Source organism: Chromobacterium sp. Rain0013, from assembly GCF_015291765.1.
Lineage (GTDB): Bacteria > Pseudomonadota > Gammaproteobacteria > Burkholderiales > Chromobacteriaceae > Chromobacterium > Chromobacterium haemolyticum.
The window spans coordinates 3,076,585-3,091,628 of the sequence record NZ_CP031514.1 but is presented as its reverse complement, the minus strand read 5'-3'; the positions used below and the strand labels follow the sequence as shown (position 1 = coordinate 3,091,628).

General features: G+C 64.5%; 13 protein-coding genes. 7 read left to right on the top strand and 6 right to left on the bottom strand.

Translation table 11 applies throughout. The features are described from left to right. The first annotated feature begins 224 nt into the window (after positions 1-224). Entirely contained in the window at positions 225-1,769 is a 1,545-nt protein-coding gene (locus tag DXT74_RS14290; protein WP_194426280.1) for a tyrosinase family protein, read from the top strand. Positions 1,770-1,827: 58 nt separating this feature from the next. After that, a complete protein-coding gene (locus tag DXT74_RS14285) occupies positions 1,828-2,583 on the top strand; it encodes a DUF2182 domain-containing protein (RefSeq protein WP_194426278.1) in 756 nt (251 codons plus the stop codon). 99 nt (positions 2,584-2,682) lie between these two features. Here the strand turns inward: DXT74_RS14285 and DXT74_RS14280 are convergent, their stop codons facing one another. Together DXT74_RS14280 and DXT74_RS14275 are read right to left on the bottom strand one after the other, a co-directional pair. Then, positions 2,683-4,302 (bottom strand): NAD(P)/FAD-dependent oxidoreductase, encoded by a 1,620-nt coding sequence (locus DXT74_RS14280; protein ID WP_019100676.1) that lies wholly within the window; start codon positions 4,300-4,302, stop codon positions 2,683-2,685. A 264-nt stretch (positions 4,303-4,566) separates the two neighbouring features. Next, complete coding sequence (locus DXT74_RS14275) at positions 4,567-6,201, bottom strand: methyl-accepting chemotaxis protein (protein WP_194426277.1); 1,635 nt, start codon at positions 6,199-6,201, stop codon at positions 4,567-4,569. 272 nt (positions 6,202-6,473) lie between these two features. Between DXT74_RS14275 and DXT74_RS14270 the strand changes: the two genes are divergently transcribed. The 5 genes from DXT74_RS14270 (at position 6,474) to DXT74_RS14250 (ending at position 11,669) form a co-directional block, all read left to right on the top strand. Continuing rightward, positions 6,474-7,895 (top strand): efflux transporter outer membrane subunit, encoded by a 1,422-nt coding sequence (locus DXT74_RS14270; protein ID WP_194426276.1) that lies wholly within the window; start codon positions 6,474-6,476, stop codon positions 7,893-7,895. Beyond that, complete coding sequence (locus DXT74_RS14265; RefSeq protein WP_194426275.1) at positions 7,892-8,407, top strand: MarR family winged helix-turn-helix transcriptional regulator; 516 nt, start codon at positions 7,892-7,894, stop codon at positions 8,405-8,407. The genes DXT74_RS14270 and DXT74_RS14265 overlap by 4 nt, the downstream gene beginning before the upstream one ends. Next, positions 8,391-10,553, top strand: a complete 2,163-nt coding sequence (locus DXT74_RS14260) for an FUSC family protein (RefSeq protein ID WP_196783763.1) — start codon at positions 8,391-8,393, stop codon at positions 10,551-10,553. The genes DXT74_RS14265 and DXT74_RS14260 overlap by 17 nt, the downstream gene beginning before the upstream one ends. After that, the gene (locus tag DXT74_RS14255) at positions 10,543-10,740 is read left to right on the top strand and encodes a DUF1656 domain-containing protein (RefSeq protein ID WP_019100681.1); all 198 of its coding nucleotides are present in this window, start codon (positions 10,543-10,545) and stop codon (positions 10,738-10,740) included. The genes DXT74_RS14260 and DXT74_RS14255 overlap by 11 nt, the downstream gene beginning before the upstream one ends. A 71-nt stretch (positions 10,741-10,811) precedes the next feature. Next, positions 10,812-11,669 carry an efflux RND transporter periplasmic adaptor subunit gene (locus tag DXT74_RS14250; RefSeq protein WP_043631625.1) on the top strand — a complete coding sequence of 286 codons (858 nt, stop codon included), beginning with the start codon at positions 10,812-10,814 and terminating at the stop codon, positions 11,667-11,669. A 209-nt stretch (positions 11,670-11,878) separates the two neighbouring features. On the opposite strand, the gene DXT74_RS14245 is transcribed toward DXT74_RS14250, so the two are convergent. The 4 genes from DXT74_RS14245 to nusB form a co-directional block, all read right to left on the bottom strand. Beyond that, positions 11,879-12,733 carry a neutral zinc metallopeptidase gene (locus tag DXT74_RS14245; RefSeq protein ID WP_114155359.1) on the bottom strand — a complete coding sequence of 285 codons (855 nt, stop codon included), beginning with the start codon at positions 12,731-12,733 and terminating at the stop codon, positions 11,879-11,881. A gap of 313 nt (positions 12,734-13,046) precedes the next feature. Beyond that, positions 13,047-13,559 carry a phosphatidylglycerophosphatase A gene (locus DXT74_RS14240; RefSeq protein ID WP_194426273.1) on the bottom strand — a complete coding sequence of 171 codons (513 nt, stop codon included), beginning with the start codon at positions 13,557-13,559 and terminating at the stop codon, positions 13,047-13,049. Further along, positions 13,543-14,493 carry a thiamine-phosphate kinase gene (gene thiL / locus DXT74_RS14235; RefSeq protein ID WP_194426272.1) on the bottom strand — a complete coding sequence of 317 codons (951 nt, stop codon included), beginning with the start codon at positions 14,491-14,493 and terminating at the stop codon, positions 13,543-13,545. The genes DXT74_RS14240 and thiL overlap by 17 nt, the downstream gene beginning before the upstream one ends. Positions 14,494-14,573: 80 nt before the next feature. Beyond that, positions 14,574-15,020 carry a transcription antitermination factor NusB gene (gene nusB / locus DXT74_RS14230; RefSeq protein WP_019102386.1) on the bottom strand — a complete coding sequence of 149 codons (447 nt, stop codon included), beginning with the start codon at positions 15,018-15,020 and terminating at the stop codon, positions 14,574-14,576. Between the last annotated feature and the right edge of the window lie 24 nt (positions 15,021-15,044).

Below are 15,044 nucleotides of genomic sequence, written 5' to 3'. Positions count from 1 at the left end.
CAGTTCGACGCGCCGGCTCCTCCCGTTTTCAAGTCCTTCCCGCGCATACAGACCGCCACTTGCAAGCGCCGCTTCAAATAAGTAGTTGCCCCGAGACAAAAACCATTCTTTAGGACAGTTCGAAGCCGTCGCGGTTTGCTAATCCGAATACACCGCCTCACCGCCAGCCTTAGCTCCTCCCGCCACGGCCGCGCCGGAGCGGCGTTCGCATCAAGGAGAACGACATGGCTCGCGTCCGCAAAGACATCTTGAAGATGAGCAACCCCTGGGACCCCATCGTGCTGTGGTACGCACGCGCAGTGGGGGAAATGCAGAAACGGCCGATCAAGGATCCCACCAGCTGGCGCTATCTGGCCGCCATTCACGGCTTCGACCCCCAGCTATGGCAGCAACACGGCTACCTGCAAGCCGGTGAAGCGCTGCCCAGCGCCGCCGACCAGAACACCTACTGGCGGCAATGCCAGCACCAGAGCTGGTACTTCATGCCCTGGCACCGCGGCTATCTGGCCGCCTTCGAAGCCATTGTGCTGGCGGAGATCGTCAAGCTAGGCGGCCCCGCCGACTGGGCCTTGCCCTACTGGAACTACAGCGACAGCGCCAATGCCAAGGCGCGCGACCTGCCCACCTGTTTCCAGTCCAAGACCTTGCCGAATGGCAGCGCCAACCCGCTGTGGCTGGCCCAACGCTACGGCTGGAACAATCAACCCAATCACATCACGCTGCGCCCGGAAACCGTACAGCTCACCGCTTTGAAAGACGCGCAGTTCGTCGGCACTGCCAGCGGCATCCCGCCGGGCTACGGCGGGCCGCAAACGCCGTTCTGGCACGGCGGCGGCAATAGCGGCGGGCTGGAAAACCTGCCGCACAACCCGGTGCACACCAATATCGGCGGCCGCAACGGCTTGATGTCGGACCCGGACCTGGCCGGCCTGGACCCGGTGTTCTGGATTCACCATTCCAATATCGACCGGCTATGGCAGGTATGGCTCAACCGCAACCCCGCCCACCAGAACCCCAGCAGCGACAATTGGCTGGAGGGCCCGGTCAACCGCAAGTTCGCGATGCCGCGCCCCAACGGCAGCGGTTACACCTTCGTCGCCAAGGATGTGCTCAACACTCAGGCGCCCAATCTGAACTATGTCTACCAAGACGTTTCGGATCCTCTCGGCGGCGCCAGCCGTGTCGCGCAGCGCATGCAGACGCTGGCGGCCATCCATCCCGACATCGCAGCGGCAAGCACCATGGCTAATAATCCGAAAACCGAACTGCTGGGCGCCAACGCGGCGGCGATCAAACTGGGCAACAGCACTGTTCACGCGCAGATGCAACTGGACAACGACGCGAAGAATAAGGTGCTGAGCAGCTTCCAGGCCAGCCAAGCCGCCGCCAGCCAATTGAAGGCCCAGCCAGGCGCCGCGCCGCAAGAGCCGGACCGTGTTTTTCTCAGCCTGGAAAACATCCGCTGCAAAGTGGACGGCGGCACGTTCAACGTCTATGTCGGCCTGCCTCAGGGCGCCGACCCGGCGCAGCACCCTCAGAACCTGGCCGGCACCATAGCGTTGTTCGGCGCGCGCAAGGCCTCTTTGGCCGAGCACGGCGGCAACGGCGTCAGCCAGACGCTGGAAATCACCGACATCGTGGACCGCATGTGCCAAAACCAAACGCTGGACACGGCGCCGATGGGGGTGCAACTGGTGCCGGTGTCCGACATAGAGGACGACGACGAGGTGACGATAGGCCGCATCAGCGTCTACCGCCACGGCCAGTAAGCGCTCATTCCCGGCCGCCCTCGCGGCCGGGCCTCCTCCTTCCGCCACCGGGGGCCTCATGCCCGTCAAAACCCTTGTCGCGGCGTTCAGGGACTTGCCCTGGCCGCTGTGCTGCGCCAGCGTCCTGGGCTGGCTCGGTCTGATCGGCCTGGAGCGGCAACTGGCCGCGCCCGGCTATTGCGGCGTCTGGACGCCCAGCCGCCCCGGAGGCGGCTGGGAGGCGGTGTTGAGCGCGCTGTGGTTGAATCCGCCGGCGCTGCTGCTGCCGTCCTGGTCGCTGATGCTGCTGGCGATGATGTCGCCGTTGCTGGCCGATCCGCTGCGGCTGCTGTGGCTGCGCAGCCTGGCGCGCAAACGGGCGCAGACCTTGGCGCTGTTTCTCGGCGGCTATGCGCTGGTCTGGCTGGCGGCGGGGCTGCCGCTGCATCTGTTCGGTCTAGCGCTGTTGACTTTCAGCCCCTCGCCCTGGCTGGCCTTCGCCGTCGCCTGCGGCACGGCCTGGCTGTGGCAAGCGTCTCCGCCGCGCCGACATTGCCTTCAAGCCTGCCACCGTCAGCCCCAACTACCCGCCTTCGGCTGGCCTGCGGCGGCGGCGGCCTTGCGCTACGGCCTGTCCAGCGGCGGCTGGTGCGTTGCCTCCTGCGGCGTATGGATGCTGCCGCCGCTGCTCGCGGGGCCAGGACACCTGCCGATGATGGCGACCGTCGGCCTTTGGCTGTTGCTGGAGCGACGCCGGCCGGACAGCGCTCCAACCACCCCGTTCATTCCAAAGCCATTACGGCCCGCAGGGCGTAAACGCCTGCCTGCGATCTAAGCTCCGGCGCCAAATTCAACTCATAAGCCAACGGCCCGCATAAGCGGGCCGTCAGGGCGTAAAGCCGGCGCAGCCGGCTCAGAAACTTGAAAACCGGTTTTATCGACGTTCGTCCAAAATGGCCTGCGCCACCGCCTCCGCCACCTTGATGCCGTCCACCCCTGCGGACAGAATCCCCCCGGCGTAGCCTGCGCCCTCGCCGGCCGGGTATAAGCCGCGCACGTTCAAGCTCTGGCAGTCATCTCCGCGGGTGATGCGCAGCGGCGAGCTGGTGCGGGTTTCCACCCCGGTCAGCACCGCGTCGTGCATATCGTAGCCGCGGATCTTCTTGCCGAACTCCGGCAGCGCCTCGCGCATCGCCTCGATGCAATAATCCGGCAAGGCCCCGGCCAGGTCCGTCCAATGCACGCCGGGCTGATAGGATGGCGGCACCGAGCCCACCTGAGTGGACGGCCGGCCAGCCAGAAAATCGCCCACCAGCTGCGCCGGGGCTTCGTAAGTGCCGCCGCCCAGCACATAGGCGCGGCTCTCCAGTTCGCGCTGGAAGGCGATACCGGCCAGCGGATCGCCCGGGTAGTCGTCCGGGCTGATGCTGACCACCAAACCGGAATTGGCATTGCGTTCGGCGCGCGAGTATTGGCTCATGCCATTGGTCACCACCCGGCCCTCTTCCGAGGTGGCGGCCACCACCTGACCGCCCGGACACATGCAGAAGCTGTACACCGCGCGGCCGTTGCTGGCGTGATGCACCAGTTTGTAATCCGCCGCGCCCAGGAGCGGATGCCCGGCGTATTTGCCCCAGCGCGCCTTGTCGATCAAGGTCTGCGGATGCTCGATGCGGAAGCCCACCGAGAACGGTTTGGCCTCCATGTACACGCCGTGACCGTGCAGCATCTCGAAGCTGTCGCGCGCGCTGTGGCCCAACGCCAGCACGATGTGATCGGCGCGGATCTGCTCGCCGCTGGCCAGGGTCAGGCCGCGCGCCACTTTGCGCCCGTCCGGGCCGTCTTCCATATGGATGTCGACGACACGCTGCTGGAAACGGATTTCGCCTCCCAGCGCCTCGATATCGGCGCGCATTTTTTCCACCATGCTCACCAAGCGGAAGGTGCCGATATGCGGCTTGGCCACGTAGAGGATTTCCTCCGGCGCGCCGGCTTTGACGAACTCGGTCAGGACTTTGCGGCCCAGATGACGCGGATCCTTGATCTGGCTGTACAGCTTGCCATCGGAAAAGGTGCCGGCTCCGCCTTCGCCGAACTGCACATTGGATTCGGGGTTCAACACGTTCTTGCGCCACAGGCCCCAGGTATCCTTGGTACGCTCGCGCACCTTCTTGCCGCGCTCCAGCACGATGGGCTTGAAGCCCATCTGCGCCAACAGCAGCGCGGCGAAGATGCCACAGGGCCCGAACCCCACCACTACCGGGCGGCGTTCCAGGTTTTCCGGCGCTTGTCCCACATAGTGGTATTGGGTGTCCGGCGTCGGCATCACATGCTTGTCGGACTTGAAGCGGGCCAGCAGGCGCGCTTCGTTGGCCACGTCGATGTCGACGATGTAGGCCAGGTTCATCATGCCCTTGCGCGCATCGTAACTGCGCTTGAAGACGATGACCTGGCGGATATCCTGCTCCGGCACGCCCAGATAAGCCGCGATCGCGACGTTAAGTTCTTCCGGGGCGTGGTCCAGCGGCAGTTTCAATTCGGTAATGCGCAACATCTTGAATTCCAGTACGGGTTGGTGTCTATTCAACGAGGCGGTATTGTAGCTGCAAACCGCTCCCGTCCCTATCACCTAGACGCAAACTTCCCGTAAAAGCCTGTTCAGCATCTACTACGCTTCGTGAAGCATTGCACGGCGACTACAAGCTCGAAATGTTCATTTACCTCTCCACCATTTCGCTTTTTCGCGTGTTTTCGCCTTGCCTCGCCCTGGCTCGCGAGACTTTGAACAGGCTCTAAAAATCCACGTTCCCTTCCGGCGCTACACCTGGAAACCGGCCACCGTCTGGCGCAAGCCGCCGGTCACCTCGTCCATGCTCTGGATGCCGCTGGACGCCTGGGTGGCGGCGGCGGCGTTGCCCGCGGCCACTTGGGCGATCTGCTCCACATGGCGGGCGATGTCCTGGCTGGCAATGCCTTGCTCCTGCAGGGCATGGGAAATATCGCGCACCACCTGAACCACTTGACCGGCGCTGCCCCGTATCTGCTGAATCATCTCTCCGCCCTGCTCGGCCAGCGCCAGCCCGGCGCGCACCCGCTCCACGGTCTGGCTCATATTGGCGCGCGACTGGTCGGAGCTGAGCTGGATCTCGTCTATCATTCCGGCGATCTCTTCCGTGGCCTGCGCGGTGCGTTCGGACAGCTTGCGCACCTCATCCGCCACCACCGCGAAGCCGCGGCCGGTTTCACCCGCGCGCGCCGCCTCGATGGCCGCGTTCAAGGCCAGGAGATTGGTCTGGTCCGCGATATCCTTGATCACCTGCATGATGCTGGAGATGGTGGCGGTCTTGTCCGCCAGCGCAGAAATCGCGCCGGCGGTCAGGTCCACCGTCTCGCTGATGCCCTTCATCTCCGCCACCGCCTTGGCGATCACCTCGCCCCCTTCGTCCGACAAACTGCCGGACTGCTGCGATACCTGGCGCGCATCCTGAGCGTATTGCGAGATGTGATTGATGCTGACTGTCAGCTCTTCGATCGAAGCCGCCATCGAGGTGGCGCTTTCGCTTTGCTGCTGGGAGTTGTCCGCCACCGCCTGCGCGCCGGACACCACCTCCTCGCTCAAACGCCCCAGCTCACCGGCGCTGGCCACGATGTCCGCCACCATCTGCCGCAAAGCCTGCTGCATATGAGCGATATTGGCCATCAAACTGTCCTTGTCGCCCGCCCGGACCGGCACGGGCACATCCAGCCGTCCGCCGGCGATTTCTCGCACCACGGCCGCGGTCTGCGCCGGTTCCGCGCCCAGCTGCCGCGTCACGCTGCGGAACAGCCACCAGCCCAAACCGCCACACACCGCGGCGATCAACAGCACCTGGACCGCCACGCCCAGCAGTTGCACACGCAAAGCCGCCCATACGTCGTCCATATACAAGCCGGTGCCCACCACCCAGCCCCAGCGCGGGCTGGACTGCAAATACGCCAGTTTGGGTTGCGGCTCCGCCGAGCCGGGTTTGTCCCAGACAAATTCCGCAAAGCCCTTGCCCTGCCCCTGACGCAGGGTCAGGTCGAACTTGTCGCCCAGGCTGCTGCCGCTGGAATCCTTGACCGCGTGCATGTCCTTGCCCACCAACTTGGGATTGACCCCGTGCGCCAGCCAGATCAGCCCCTTGTCCAAGGTGAAGAAATACTCCTTGCCGGCAAAACGCAGCCGGGTCAGCGCCAGCAGAGCCTGCCGCTGCGCCTCTGCCTCCGGCAAAACGCCGGCGGCTGCCTGCTCCTCGTAATTGGCCACCAGGCTCAAGGCGTTTTCCACCTGCCCGCGAATCAAATCCTGCCGATCGGCCATCATTTGCTGGTGCATGCTGCGCAGCACCAGGCCGCCCAGCAGACAAGTCAACGCAATCACGCTAAAAATCAATAACAACAAACGCTGCTTCAAGGAAAGGCCCGCTCGCATGGTGTCTCCAAAAATCGCCGACGATGCGGCAAACCGGGCGCAAGCTCGCCGCGCGGCCCGGTTTATCCGCCGTATTTATTAAGCAAACCCAAATAATACACTCGTCATTACTCTGCCGACCATATTTAATGCCATGCGCTTGATTTGCGTCAGTCGGAGATGGCATGGCCAGGAATATGGGGAGCATGGCTTTGCCGCGCCCATCAAATTTTGTTTTACAAATGTAATATCAACAAATAAAATATACACAGATGTAAAACATGGATGAACAGATGAAGCCGTTTCCCGCCACCCTCGCCCTTGCCGGCGCGCTCACGCTTAGCGCCTGCGCCCAAATGGACGCCGTCAAACCTGCATCTCAGCTTAAAACGCCGCCCGCATTGAACGCGCCCTGGGCCGGGATGCCCTCCGCGGACTGGTGGCGGCAATGGCGGGATCCTCAGCTGGAACAACTGATCCGCCTGGCCTTGCAAGACAATCCAGGCCTGCGCGCCGCCGAAGCGCGGCTGCGTCAGGCCCAGGCGCTAAGCGAGGTCAGCGCCGCGGCCGTCCAACCGCAAATCAACGCGCAATGGCAAAGCACCCGGCAGTTGCATGCTGAAAAAAATCTTGTCCCGCCGGCGGGCCACGGCAATTACGACTGGCAAACCCGCGCCGCCGTCAATCTCAGTTACGATCTGGACGCGTGGGGACGGGAACGCCAAGCCTTGTCGGCGTCGCTGAGCGACGCGCAGATGGCCGCGGCCGACGCCCGGCTGAGCGCGCTGAACCTGGAAACCGCGGTTATCCGCGCTTATCTGCAACTGGCCGAGCAATACCAGCAAAAAGACTTGGCCGTAGCCGCGCTGCAACAACAGCAGGCGCTGCTGGATCTCAGCCTGCGCCGCAAGGCCGCCGGGCTGACCGCGCAACCGGAAGTGGAGCAGCAACGCGGCAAGCTGCCGGCCGCCCGCGCCCAGCTGGAACAGATCGACGAACGCATCGCCACATTGGGCAACCAGCTGGCCGCGCTCAGCGGCCAAACGCCCGACACCCAAAACCGTCCGCGACGCCCAACGCTGCGCCTGGATCAGCCGCTGGACCCGCTCGCCGCGGTGCCGGCCCAATTGCTGGGCCGCCGGCCGGACCTGAGCGCGCAACGCTGGCGAGTAGAGGCCGAGGCCGCGCGCATCAAGGTCGCGCGCGCCGCCTTCTACCCCAACATCAACATCAGCGCCTTCGTCGGCTATCAGGCAATAGGTTTTGCCGATCTGTTGTCTCCTGCCGCGGCTTTGCGCGGCTTCGCGCCGGCGATCAGCCTGCCGATATTCGAAGGCGGCCGCCTGCGCGGCCAATTGCGCGCCCAAACCGCCACCTACGACCAGGCGGTGGAAAGCTACAACGCCGTCTTGATCAACGCCTTGAGCGAAACCGCCAGCGCCATCGTCCGCGCCCGCTCCGCGGACCAGCAAAGCCGGCAGGCCGATCAGGCGCTAGACGCCGCCAGCCGCGAGCGGGCACTGGCCGAGCAGGCTTACCGCGCCGGACTCAACGATCAGAGCGCGGTGCGACAGCTGCGGCTGAGCGAACTATCCGCCCGGCAAAAGCGCGCGCAGGCCCAAACCCAGCGCCTGGACAGCTACGCCGCGTTGATGGCCGCGCTGGGCGGCGGCATTGAACCCCAAACCCCCATCGCCGACGGAGAAGTCAAATGAGTCACTTCGAAGAAACCCGCAAGCGCCTGCTACGCGTCAAGACCAGGATTCCGGAGTTCCCGCTATCGCTGCTCACACTGACGCGGCTGAACTATCACGTGCAAAAGCGCATCCAGGACCTGACCAACGCCGCCCTGCGCAAACATGGGCTGACCGAAAGCAGCTACTTGGTGCTGGCGGTGCTCTACGGCTCCGAACAAGAAACGATGACGCCCAGCTCGCTGGCGGAAACCTGCTCGCAAAAACCGGCCAATATGACCCGCATCTGCAACGATCTGGAAAAGCAGGGCCTGATCCGTCGCGGCGGGCTCAGCGACGACCGCCGCGCGGTCACTGTCACCCTCAGCGAGGCCGGCCGCGATCGCATCCGCAAACTGCTGCCCGATGTATGGGGCAATCTGGGCAATACCTTCGACGGCTTCAGCGCCGAGGAGATGCAACAGCAGGAGCAGTTCTATCTGCGCCAGCTCGGCAATCTGAACCGTGCGGTATCCAATGATGACCACGGCTAGCCTCGCCGCCCGGGGTCGTTTGCTGGGCCGAGCGCTACGCAGCGCAGGTCAAGACTGGCTGCGCCTGGAGGGCGAGCGCTGGATCTTCATCCTCAAAACGCTGCTCGCCGGTTTCGCCGCCTTGTGGCTCGCCTTCCGCCTGGGCTTCGACTCGCCGGGCACCGCGCTGATCACCGTGCTCATCGTCGGTTCGCCGCAAAGCGGCCTGGTACTGGAAAAAGGCTTTTACCGGTTGCTGGGCACCCTGGCCGGCTGCGCCGCGGCCTTGATTCTGGTCGGCATGCTGGCCTCGCAGCCGATCTTGCTGCTGGCGGCCCTGTCGCTATGGATAGGACTGTGCGCCGGCTGCGCCACCTTGTATCGCAACTCGCGCTCCTACGGCTTCGTGCTGGCCGGCTATACCGCCTGCATCATCGCGCTGCCGGCCATAGGCCATCCTCTGACGGTGTTTGATCTGGCGGTGACCCGAGTCTCGGAAATCTCGCTGGGCCTGATCTGCAGCGCGGTGGTCTACGACATCGTGTTTCCGCGCTACCAGGCCGAACAGGTGGTCAGCAATGTGCGCGGCCGCTATCTGCGATTCATTCTGCTGTGCCAAGACGCACTGGCGCAAAAACTGCACGCCCGCGACCTGGAACAGGCCCAGCTCAAATTCGCCGCCGACATCGCCGCGCTGGAGGCCGGCCGCGCCACCGCTTTCTTCGAAGCCGGCAACGTGCGTTCGCGCAGCAACCAGCTGCACGCCTTCAACGCCACCTTCATGGCCGCGCTGACCACTTTTCACACTCTGCACCGGCAAATGGAGCGGCTGCGCCGCGACGCCGATTCGCCGCTGCCTGGCCTGCTGCTGCCCTTGTTCTCCGAAGTAGCCGTCGTGCTCAGCGGTCCCGATGGCCCTGCGCGCAACGCCTCGGAAGCCCAGGACACGGAGAAGCAGTTAGGGCGCCTCCGCGCCGGCTGGCCGCGCCGCATCGAGGCCGCGCGCGCTCACTTGCCAGGCGGCGAGCAAGCCGAGCACTGGCGCATAGACTTTGACACCGCCACCGAGCTTCTGACCCGCTTCATTGAGGAAATGCATGCCTTCGTCGGCGTCTACCACGGCTTCGCCAGCAAGACGCCGCAGCAAATCAGCTCGCTGGCGGCCTATGTGCCGGGCACCCCGTTGCCGGTGGCCGTAGCCGGCGGCGTGCGCGCGGCGCTGACCCTGGGCACCCTGTCCATCGCCTGGTACTGGCTGGCCTGGCCCAGCGCGCTGGAAGCCGTGCTGCTGGCTACCGTGCTCTGCGGCCTGGCGGCCTCCTCGCCGCGGCCGGTGCTGATGGTGAAACAGTTCCTGACCGGCTTCGCGCTGGGCACCCCACTGGCCTATATCAGCTTGTTCTGGCTGCTGAGCCAGGGCAACGGCTTTCCAATGCTGATGCTGGGCCTGCTGCCCTTTCTGGCGCTGGGCAGCTATCTGAAATGCCTGCCCAAGTACGCCGGCGTCGGCGCCGGCATGACCATCGTGCTGGCCAATGCGATCAACCCGCAAAACCAGATGAATTACGACATCGTCGCCTTTCTCAACAACGGCATCGCCCGCATTCTGGGATTGGCGCTGGCGGCGGCCTTCTTCCAACTGGTGCTGCCCGAACACACCATGGGTTCGCCGCGTCACATCGCCGCCGCCTTGTGGCGGGAGGCGCGCCGCGCCTGCGACGCCAAGCTGCCGCACTTGAAGCAGCGCTACGAGAACCGTATCCGCGATCTGCTCAATCTGCTGAACACGCTAAGCCCCGCCCAGGCGGAACTCAAGCAGGCGATCACCGCGCAGGCCATCACCCTGTTGGAACTGGGCTTGGCGGTCATCAATCTGCGCACCCTGACCGCGGAATCGCCGTCGCCGCAGTTGCGCGCCGACCTGGAACATACCGTGGCGCAGCTGGCGCGCTATTTCGCCTCGCCGTCGCCGGAGCGGCTGCAACAGGCCATCGCCACCATGCGGGCGGCCGGTCCGGTTCTGCGCGCCCATCTGGCGCTGGCGGAGCCCGAACGCGCCGCGCGGATTCAACGCGCGCTGGCCGATCTGCACCTGATCCACACCTCATTGCTGGATGTGGCCGAAGCCGCCGCAAGCGCAGCGCAAGGAACTGACCATGACTCGTGAAATCGCCGTGTTCGGCATTCTGATTCCCACCCTGCTGCCCTTATTCCTGTTCAGCCTGCTGTGTCAGGCCGGACTGGACTGGCTGCTGGGCCGAGCCGGCGTCTACCGCCGGGTATGGCACCCGGCCTTGTTCCGCCTCAGCCTGCTGATCTGCGTGTTCAGCGGCCTGGCGCTATTGCTCTATTGAACGCGCCGCTCGCCCAGGCCTGGCCCGCAGGGCTTTGAACAAGCGCTGAAACCCTATTTCGGACAATCAAAATGCAAACCAACACCCTCATCCGCTATCTGACCACCTTGCTGCTGCTGGCGCTCGCCGTCTGGCTGGGCAAGGCGCTGTGGGACCACTACATGCACTCCCCATGGACCCGCGACGGCCGCGTGCGCGCCGACGTGATCACCCTCTCCGCCGACGTGGCCGGCCTGGTGACCCAGGTGGCCGTCAAGGACAATCAACCCGTGCATAAAGGCGACGTGCTCTTCGTCGTGGACCGCGCCCGCTACGCGGCGGCGTTGGCCCAGGCTGAAGCCGCGCTGGACGGCCAGCGCACCGAGAAAAACCGCCGCGGCAAGGAGGCGGCGCGACGCGACAGCCTGGACAGCGCCGTGGTTTCCGCCGAAAACCGGGAAACCGCGAGCTTCGCCGCCGCCGCCGCCGGCTCCCAATACCAGGCGGCGCTGGCCGCCCGCGATCTGGCCCGCCTTAATCTGGAGCGCACCGTGGTGCGCGCCCCGGCGGATGGCTACGTGACCAACCTCAATGTCCACGTCGGGGACTTCGCCGCCGTCGGCGCGCCCAAACTGGCGCTGATAGACCGTAATTCTTATCGCGTGGAAGGCTATTTCGAGGAAACCAAGCTGCCCTTGCTCAAGCCCGGCGCCAAGGTGGAGATCACCCTGCTCAGCGGCGGCCCGACATTGCGCGGCCACGTCGCCAGCATCGCCCGCGGCATCACCGACCGCGACGCGGGCACCGGCCGCGAACTTCTGGCCGACGTCAACCCCACCTTCAACTGGGTGCGGCTGGCGCAGCGGGTGCCGGTGCGCATTGAGCTGGACACGCTGCCGGCTGGACAGGTTCTGGTGGCGGGCACCACCTGCACCGTGGTAGTGCGTTGAGTTCGCGGCGGCGATGAAAAAAAGGGCCGTCGGCCCCTTTTCATGTCCACGCTGAACAGACTCTTACAGCCTGTTCAAAGTCTCGCGAGCAAGAGCGAGACACGGCGAGAACGGCTGAGAAATCGGAATGGTCGAGGGGTATATGAGCATTTTGAGCTTGTACTCACCGCACAACGCTTCACGAAGCGCAGCGGACTTTGAACCAGTTCTTACAGCCGCCGCGCTCGGAAGGTATCGCACTGCGCCATATCCCCGCTGTCGAAACCACGGCGGAACCAGCGCACGCGCTGCTCGCCGCTGCCGTGAGTGAAGGAGTCCGGCATCACCTCACGGCCAGCCGAACGCTGCAAGGCGTCGTCGCCTATCCTGGCCGCGGCGTTCAGCGCCGCCTCCAGGTCGCCCTGCTCCAGAATTTGCCTCGCCTGATCGGCGTGGCGTCCCCACACCCCTGCGAGGCAGTCCGCCTGCAGCTCCTGACGCACCGACAAAGCATTGGCGCGCCGCTCGTCGCTACGCGCCATCTCTTCGTCCACCTTGGCGGAAATGCCAAGCTGATGCTGGACATGATGTCCGACCTCATGCGCAATCACATAAGCTTGGGCAAACTCGCCTGGCGCGCCCAATTCACGGCCCAGCATTTGGAAAAACGACAAGTCGATGTAGATTTTCTCATCCCCGGGACAGTAAAACGGACCGATGGCCGCGTCGCCTCGGCCGCAGGCCGTGGGTGTCGCCCCGCTGAACATCACCAGCTTGGGCGGCCGGTAACGCTGGCCCTGAGCTTCGAACAAGGGCTGCCACACATCCTCGGTATCGGCCAGCATCACGCGGATGAACTTGGCGTCGCGGTCGTCCGCCGCGCTCGCCCGAGCCGGCGCCTGTTGCTCGGCCGCCGGCTCCATTTCGCTGATCAGATTGATCACCGTTATCGGATTAACATCGAAAACCAACCAGGCCACCAGGCCGATCAGGACGGCGCCAATGCCGATCACCCCGCCGCCGTTACCGCCTTCGCCTCGGCGGTCTTCCACATTATCGCTTTCCCGGTTGCCATCCCAACGCATGCCTCGCCTCCCCTGGCTCAATCATCCTTCGCCCAAGCTTATCGCACGGGCAAAAAGAACATCGACATCAAAAAACGATGCATGGTACGCGTTTGAATTGAAACCCGCTAGCCGCCTTGGGCGAACGGGCTCAATGCTTTCATGCTTCGGCAATGCGCCTGAACAGGCTCTTAGAGCCTGTTCAAAGTCTCGCGAGCAAGAGCGAGACAAGGCGAAAACAACTGAGAAAGCGGAATGTACGAGGGGTACATGAGCATTTCGAAGACGTTTTCAACGCCGTATCGCTGAAGCGCAGCAGACTTTGAACAGCTTCTTACAGCAAACGCCAAACTCCCCACTGCACCGCCAGCGCGAACAAGGCGGCCAGCAGATCGTCCACCATCACGCCGAAACCGCCGCCCACGTGACGGTCCAGCCAACGGATAGGCCAGGGCTTGAGAATGTCGAAAAAGCGAAACAAGACAAAAGCCAGCAGCCAGGCCAAGGGCGTGGCCGGCGCGAAGGCCAGCACCAGCAGCATGGCGACGATCTCGTCCCAGACGATGCCGCCGTAGTCGTGCACGCCCAGCGCCCGGCCGCTGTAGCCGCAGATCCAGACCCCGGCGATGAACAGCGGCAGACACAACGCCGCCAGCACCAGACCTTGCACGCCCAGCGCGTGCAGGACAAAAAACAAGGGATAGGCGGCCACCGTGCCCCAGGTCCCAGGCGCCTTGCGCGCCAGGCCGCTGCCGAAACCGAAAGCCAGGAAATGGGCGGGATGGCTCAGAACAAAGCGCCAGTTCGGCTGCAGCTTCAGGGTTTCCGTCTCATTTGAAATGGTCATAGCCGGTGCTTTCCAGTTGAATGATGTTGCCGGCACCGTCCAGCAGGCTGACGCCCTGGCCCGCCGCGATGCGGCCGATGCGGCTCAAGCGGCAGCCCGCCGTCTCGGCGCAGGCTTCGATCTGAGCCCGGCGCCCGGCCGGGGCGGTGAATGCCAGTTCGTAATCGTCGCCGCCCGCAGCCAGGCAATCCAGCCATTGCTCACGCGCGGCCTCCGCCAGCGGGTGCGACGGCAAGGCGTCCGCCCATACTTCCACCGCCGTCTGAGAAGCGGCGGCGATATGGCCGAGGTCCGACAGCAGGCCGTCGGACACATCGGCGGCGGCATGCGCCAGCGGCAGCAAAGCCAGGCCCAGGGCGATGCGCGGCTCCGGGTATTCCAGCTTGCGCCAGGCCGCCTCGCGCAAACCGTCCGGCAGCGGCGCGATCTTGCCCAGCCGGCTGCGCACCGCTATCGCCCCCAAACCCAGCTCGCCACTAACCCAAACATCGTCGCCCACGCGGGCGGCGGCGCGGCGCAGCGCCTGGCCTCGCGGAGTCTCCCCTCCCACGGTGACCGAAAGCGTCAGCGGGCCGCGCGTGGTATCGCCGCCGATCACATCGACCCCGTAACGCTCCGCCAAGGCGAAAAACCCCCGGGAGAAGCCGGCGGCCCAGGCCTCGTCCATCGCCGGCAGAGCCAGCGACAACACCACCCAGCGCGGCGCGGCGCCCATCGCCGCCATATCGGACAAATTCACCGCCAGCGTTTTATGACCCAGCGCCTCCGGCTCGACGTCGGCGAAGAAATGACGCCCTTCCACCAGCATGTCCACCGATACGTGCAGATCGCAACCCGGCGTCGGCCGCAGAATGGCGGCGTCGTCTCCAACGCCCAGGACCGCGCCGCCGGCCGGACGCGTGAAATAGCGGCGGATCAATTCAAATTCATTCATCACGATCTTTCTGCTCGGCCGATGCAAAAACACCCGCGGTCGCGGGTGTGTTCCAATCTGACGGCGCCGGCGACAAGGCCTCAGTTTTGGCGACGCGCCTTCTGCGACGCCACTTCGTCGGCGCGCACTTCGGCGGCCAGCTTGTCCAGCACGCCGTTGACGAATTTATGACCATCGGTGCCGCCGAAGGTCTTGGTGATTTCAATGGCTTCGTTGATGATCACCGGATACGGGGTTTCCGGATGCTGGGTCAGTTCCAGCGCAGCCATCAACAGCACGGCGCGTTCTACCGGGCTGACTTCGTCTTCGGCGCGCTCGTAGTAGCGGCCAATCTGGTTGGACAGCGTGCCGACGTCTCTGAGCACACCGTACAGGATTTCGCGGAACAGGGCCTCATCGGCCTTGGCGAAGTATTCATTCTCGCGCAGATGCTTTTCGATCAGGGAGGCCGGACGATCCGGGTTCAACTCCCATTCGTAAATGCCTTGGATGGCAAATTCGCGGGCGCGGCGGCGAGCGGTTTTCATAGAGGTGTTCCTTGTAAAGAGCGG

Coding starts and splice junctions, on each gene's coding strand:
- DXT74_RS14245 (WP_114155359.1), bottom strand. CDS start 12,733: ATGCGTTGGGATGGCAACCGGGAAAGCGATAATGTGGAAGACCGCCGA.
- DXT74_RS14270 (WP_194426276.1), top strand. CDS start 6,474: ATGAAGCCGTTTCCCGCCACCCTCGCCCTTGCCGGCGCGCTCACGCTT.
- DXT74_RS14290 (WP_194426280.1), top strand. CDS start 225: ATGGCTCGCGTCCGCAAAGACATCTTGAAGATGAGCAACCCCTGGGAC.
- DXT74_RS14275 (WP_194426277.1), bottom strand. CDS start 6,201: ATGCGAGCGGGCCTTTCCTTGAAGCAGCGTTTGTTGTTATTGATTTTT.
- thiL (WP_194426272.1), bottom strand. CDS start 14,493: ATGAATGAATTTGAATTGATCCGCCGCTATTTCACGCGTCCGGCCGGC.
- DXT74_RS14255 (WP_019100681.1), top strand. CDS start 10,543: ATGACTCGTGAAATCGCCGTGTTCGGCATTCTGATTCCCACCCTGCTG.
- nusB (WP_019102386.1), bottom strand. CDS start 15,020: ATGAAAACCGCTCGCCGCCGCGCCCGCGAATTTGCCATCCAAGGCATT.
- DXT74_RS14260 (WP_196783763.1), top strand. CDS start 8,391: ATGATGACCACGGCTAGCCTCGCCGCCCGGGGTCGTTTGCTGGGCCGA.
- DXT74_RS14280 (WP_019100676.1), bottom strand. CDS start 4,302: ATGTTGCGCATTACCGAATTGAAACTGCCGCTGGACCACGCCCCGGAA.
- DXT74_RS14240 (WP_194426273.1), bottom strand. CDS start 13,559: ATGACCATTTCAAATGAGACGGAAACCCTGAAGCTGCAGCCGAACTGG.
- DXT74_RS14285 (WP_194426278.1), top strand. CDS start 1,828: ATGCCCGTCAAAACCCTTGTCGCGGCGTTCAGGGACTTGCCCTGGCCG.
- DXT74_RS14265 (WP_194426275.1), top strand. CDS start 7,892: ATGAGTCACTTCGAAGAAACCCGCAAGCGCCTGCTACGCGTCAAGACC.
- DXT74_RS14250 (WP_043631625.1), top strand. CDS start 10,812: ATGCAAACCAACACCCTCATCCGCTATCTGACCACCTTGCTGCTGCTG.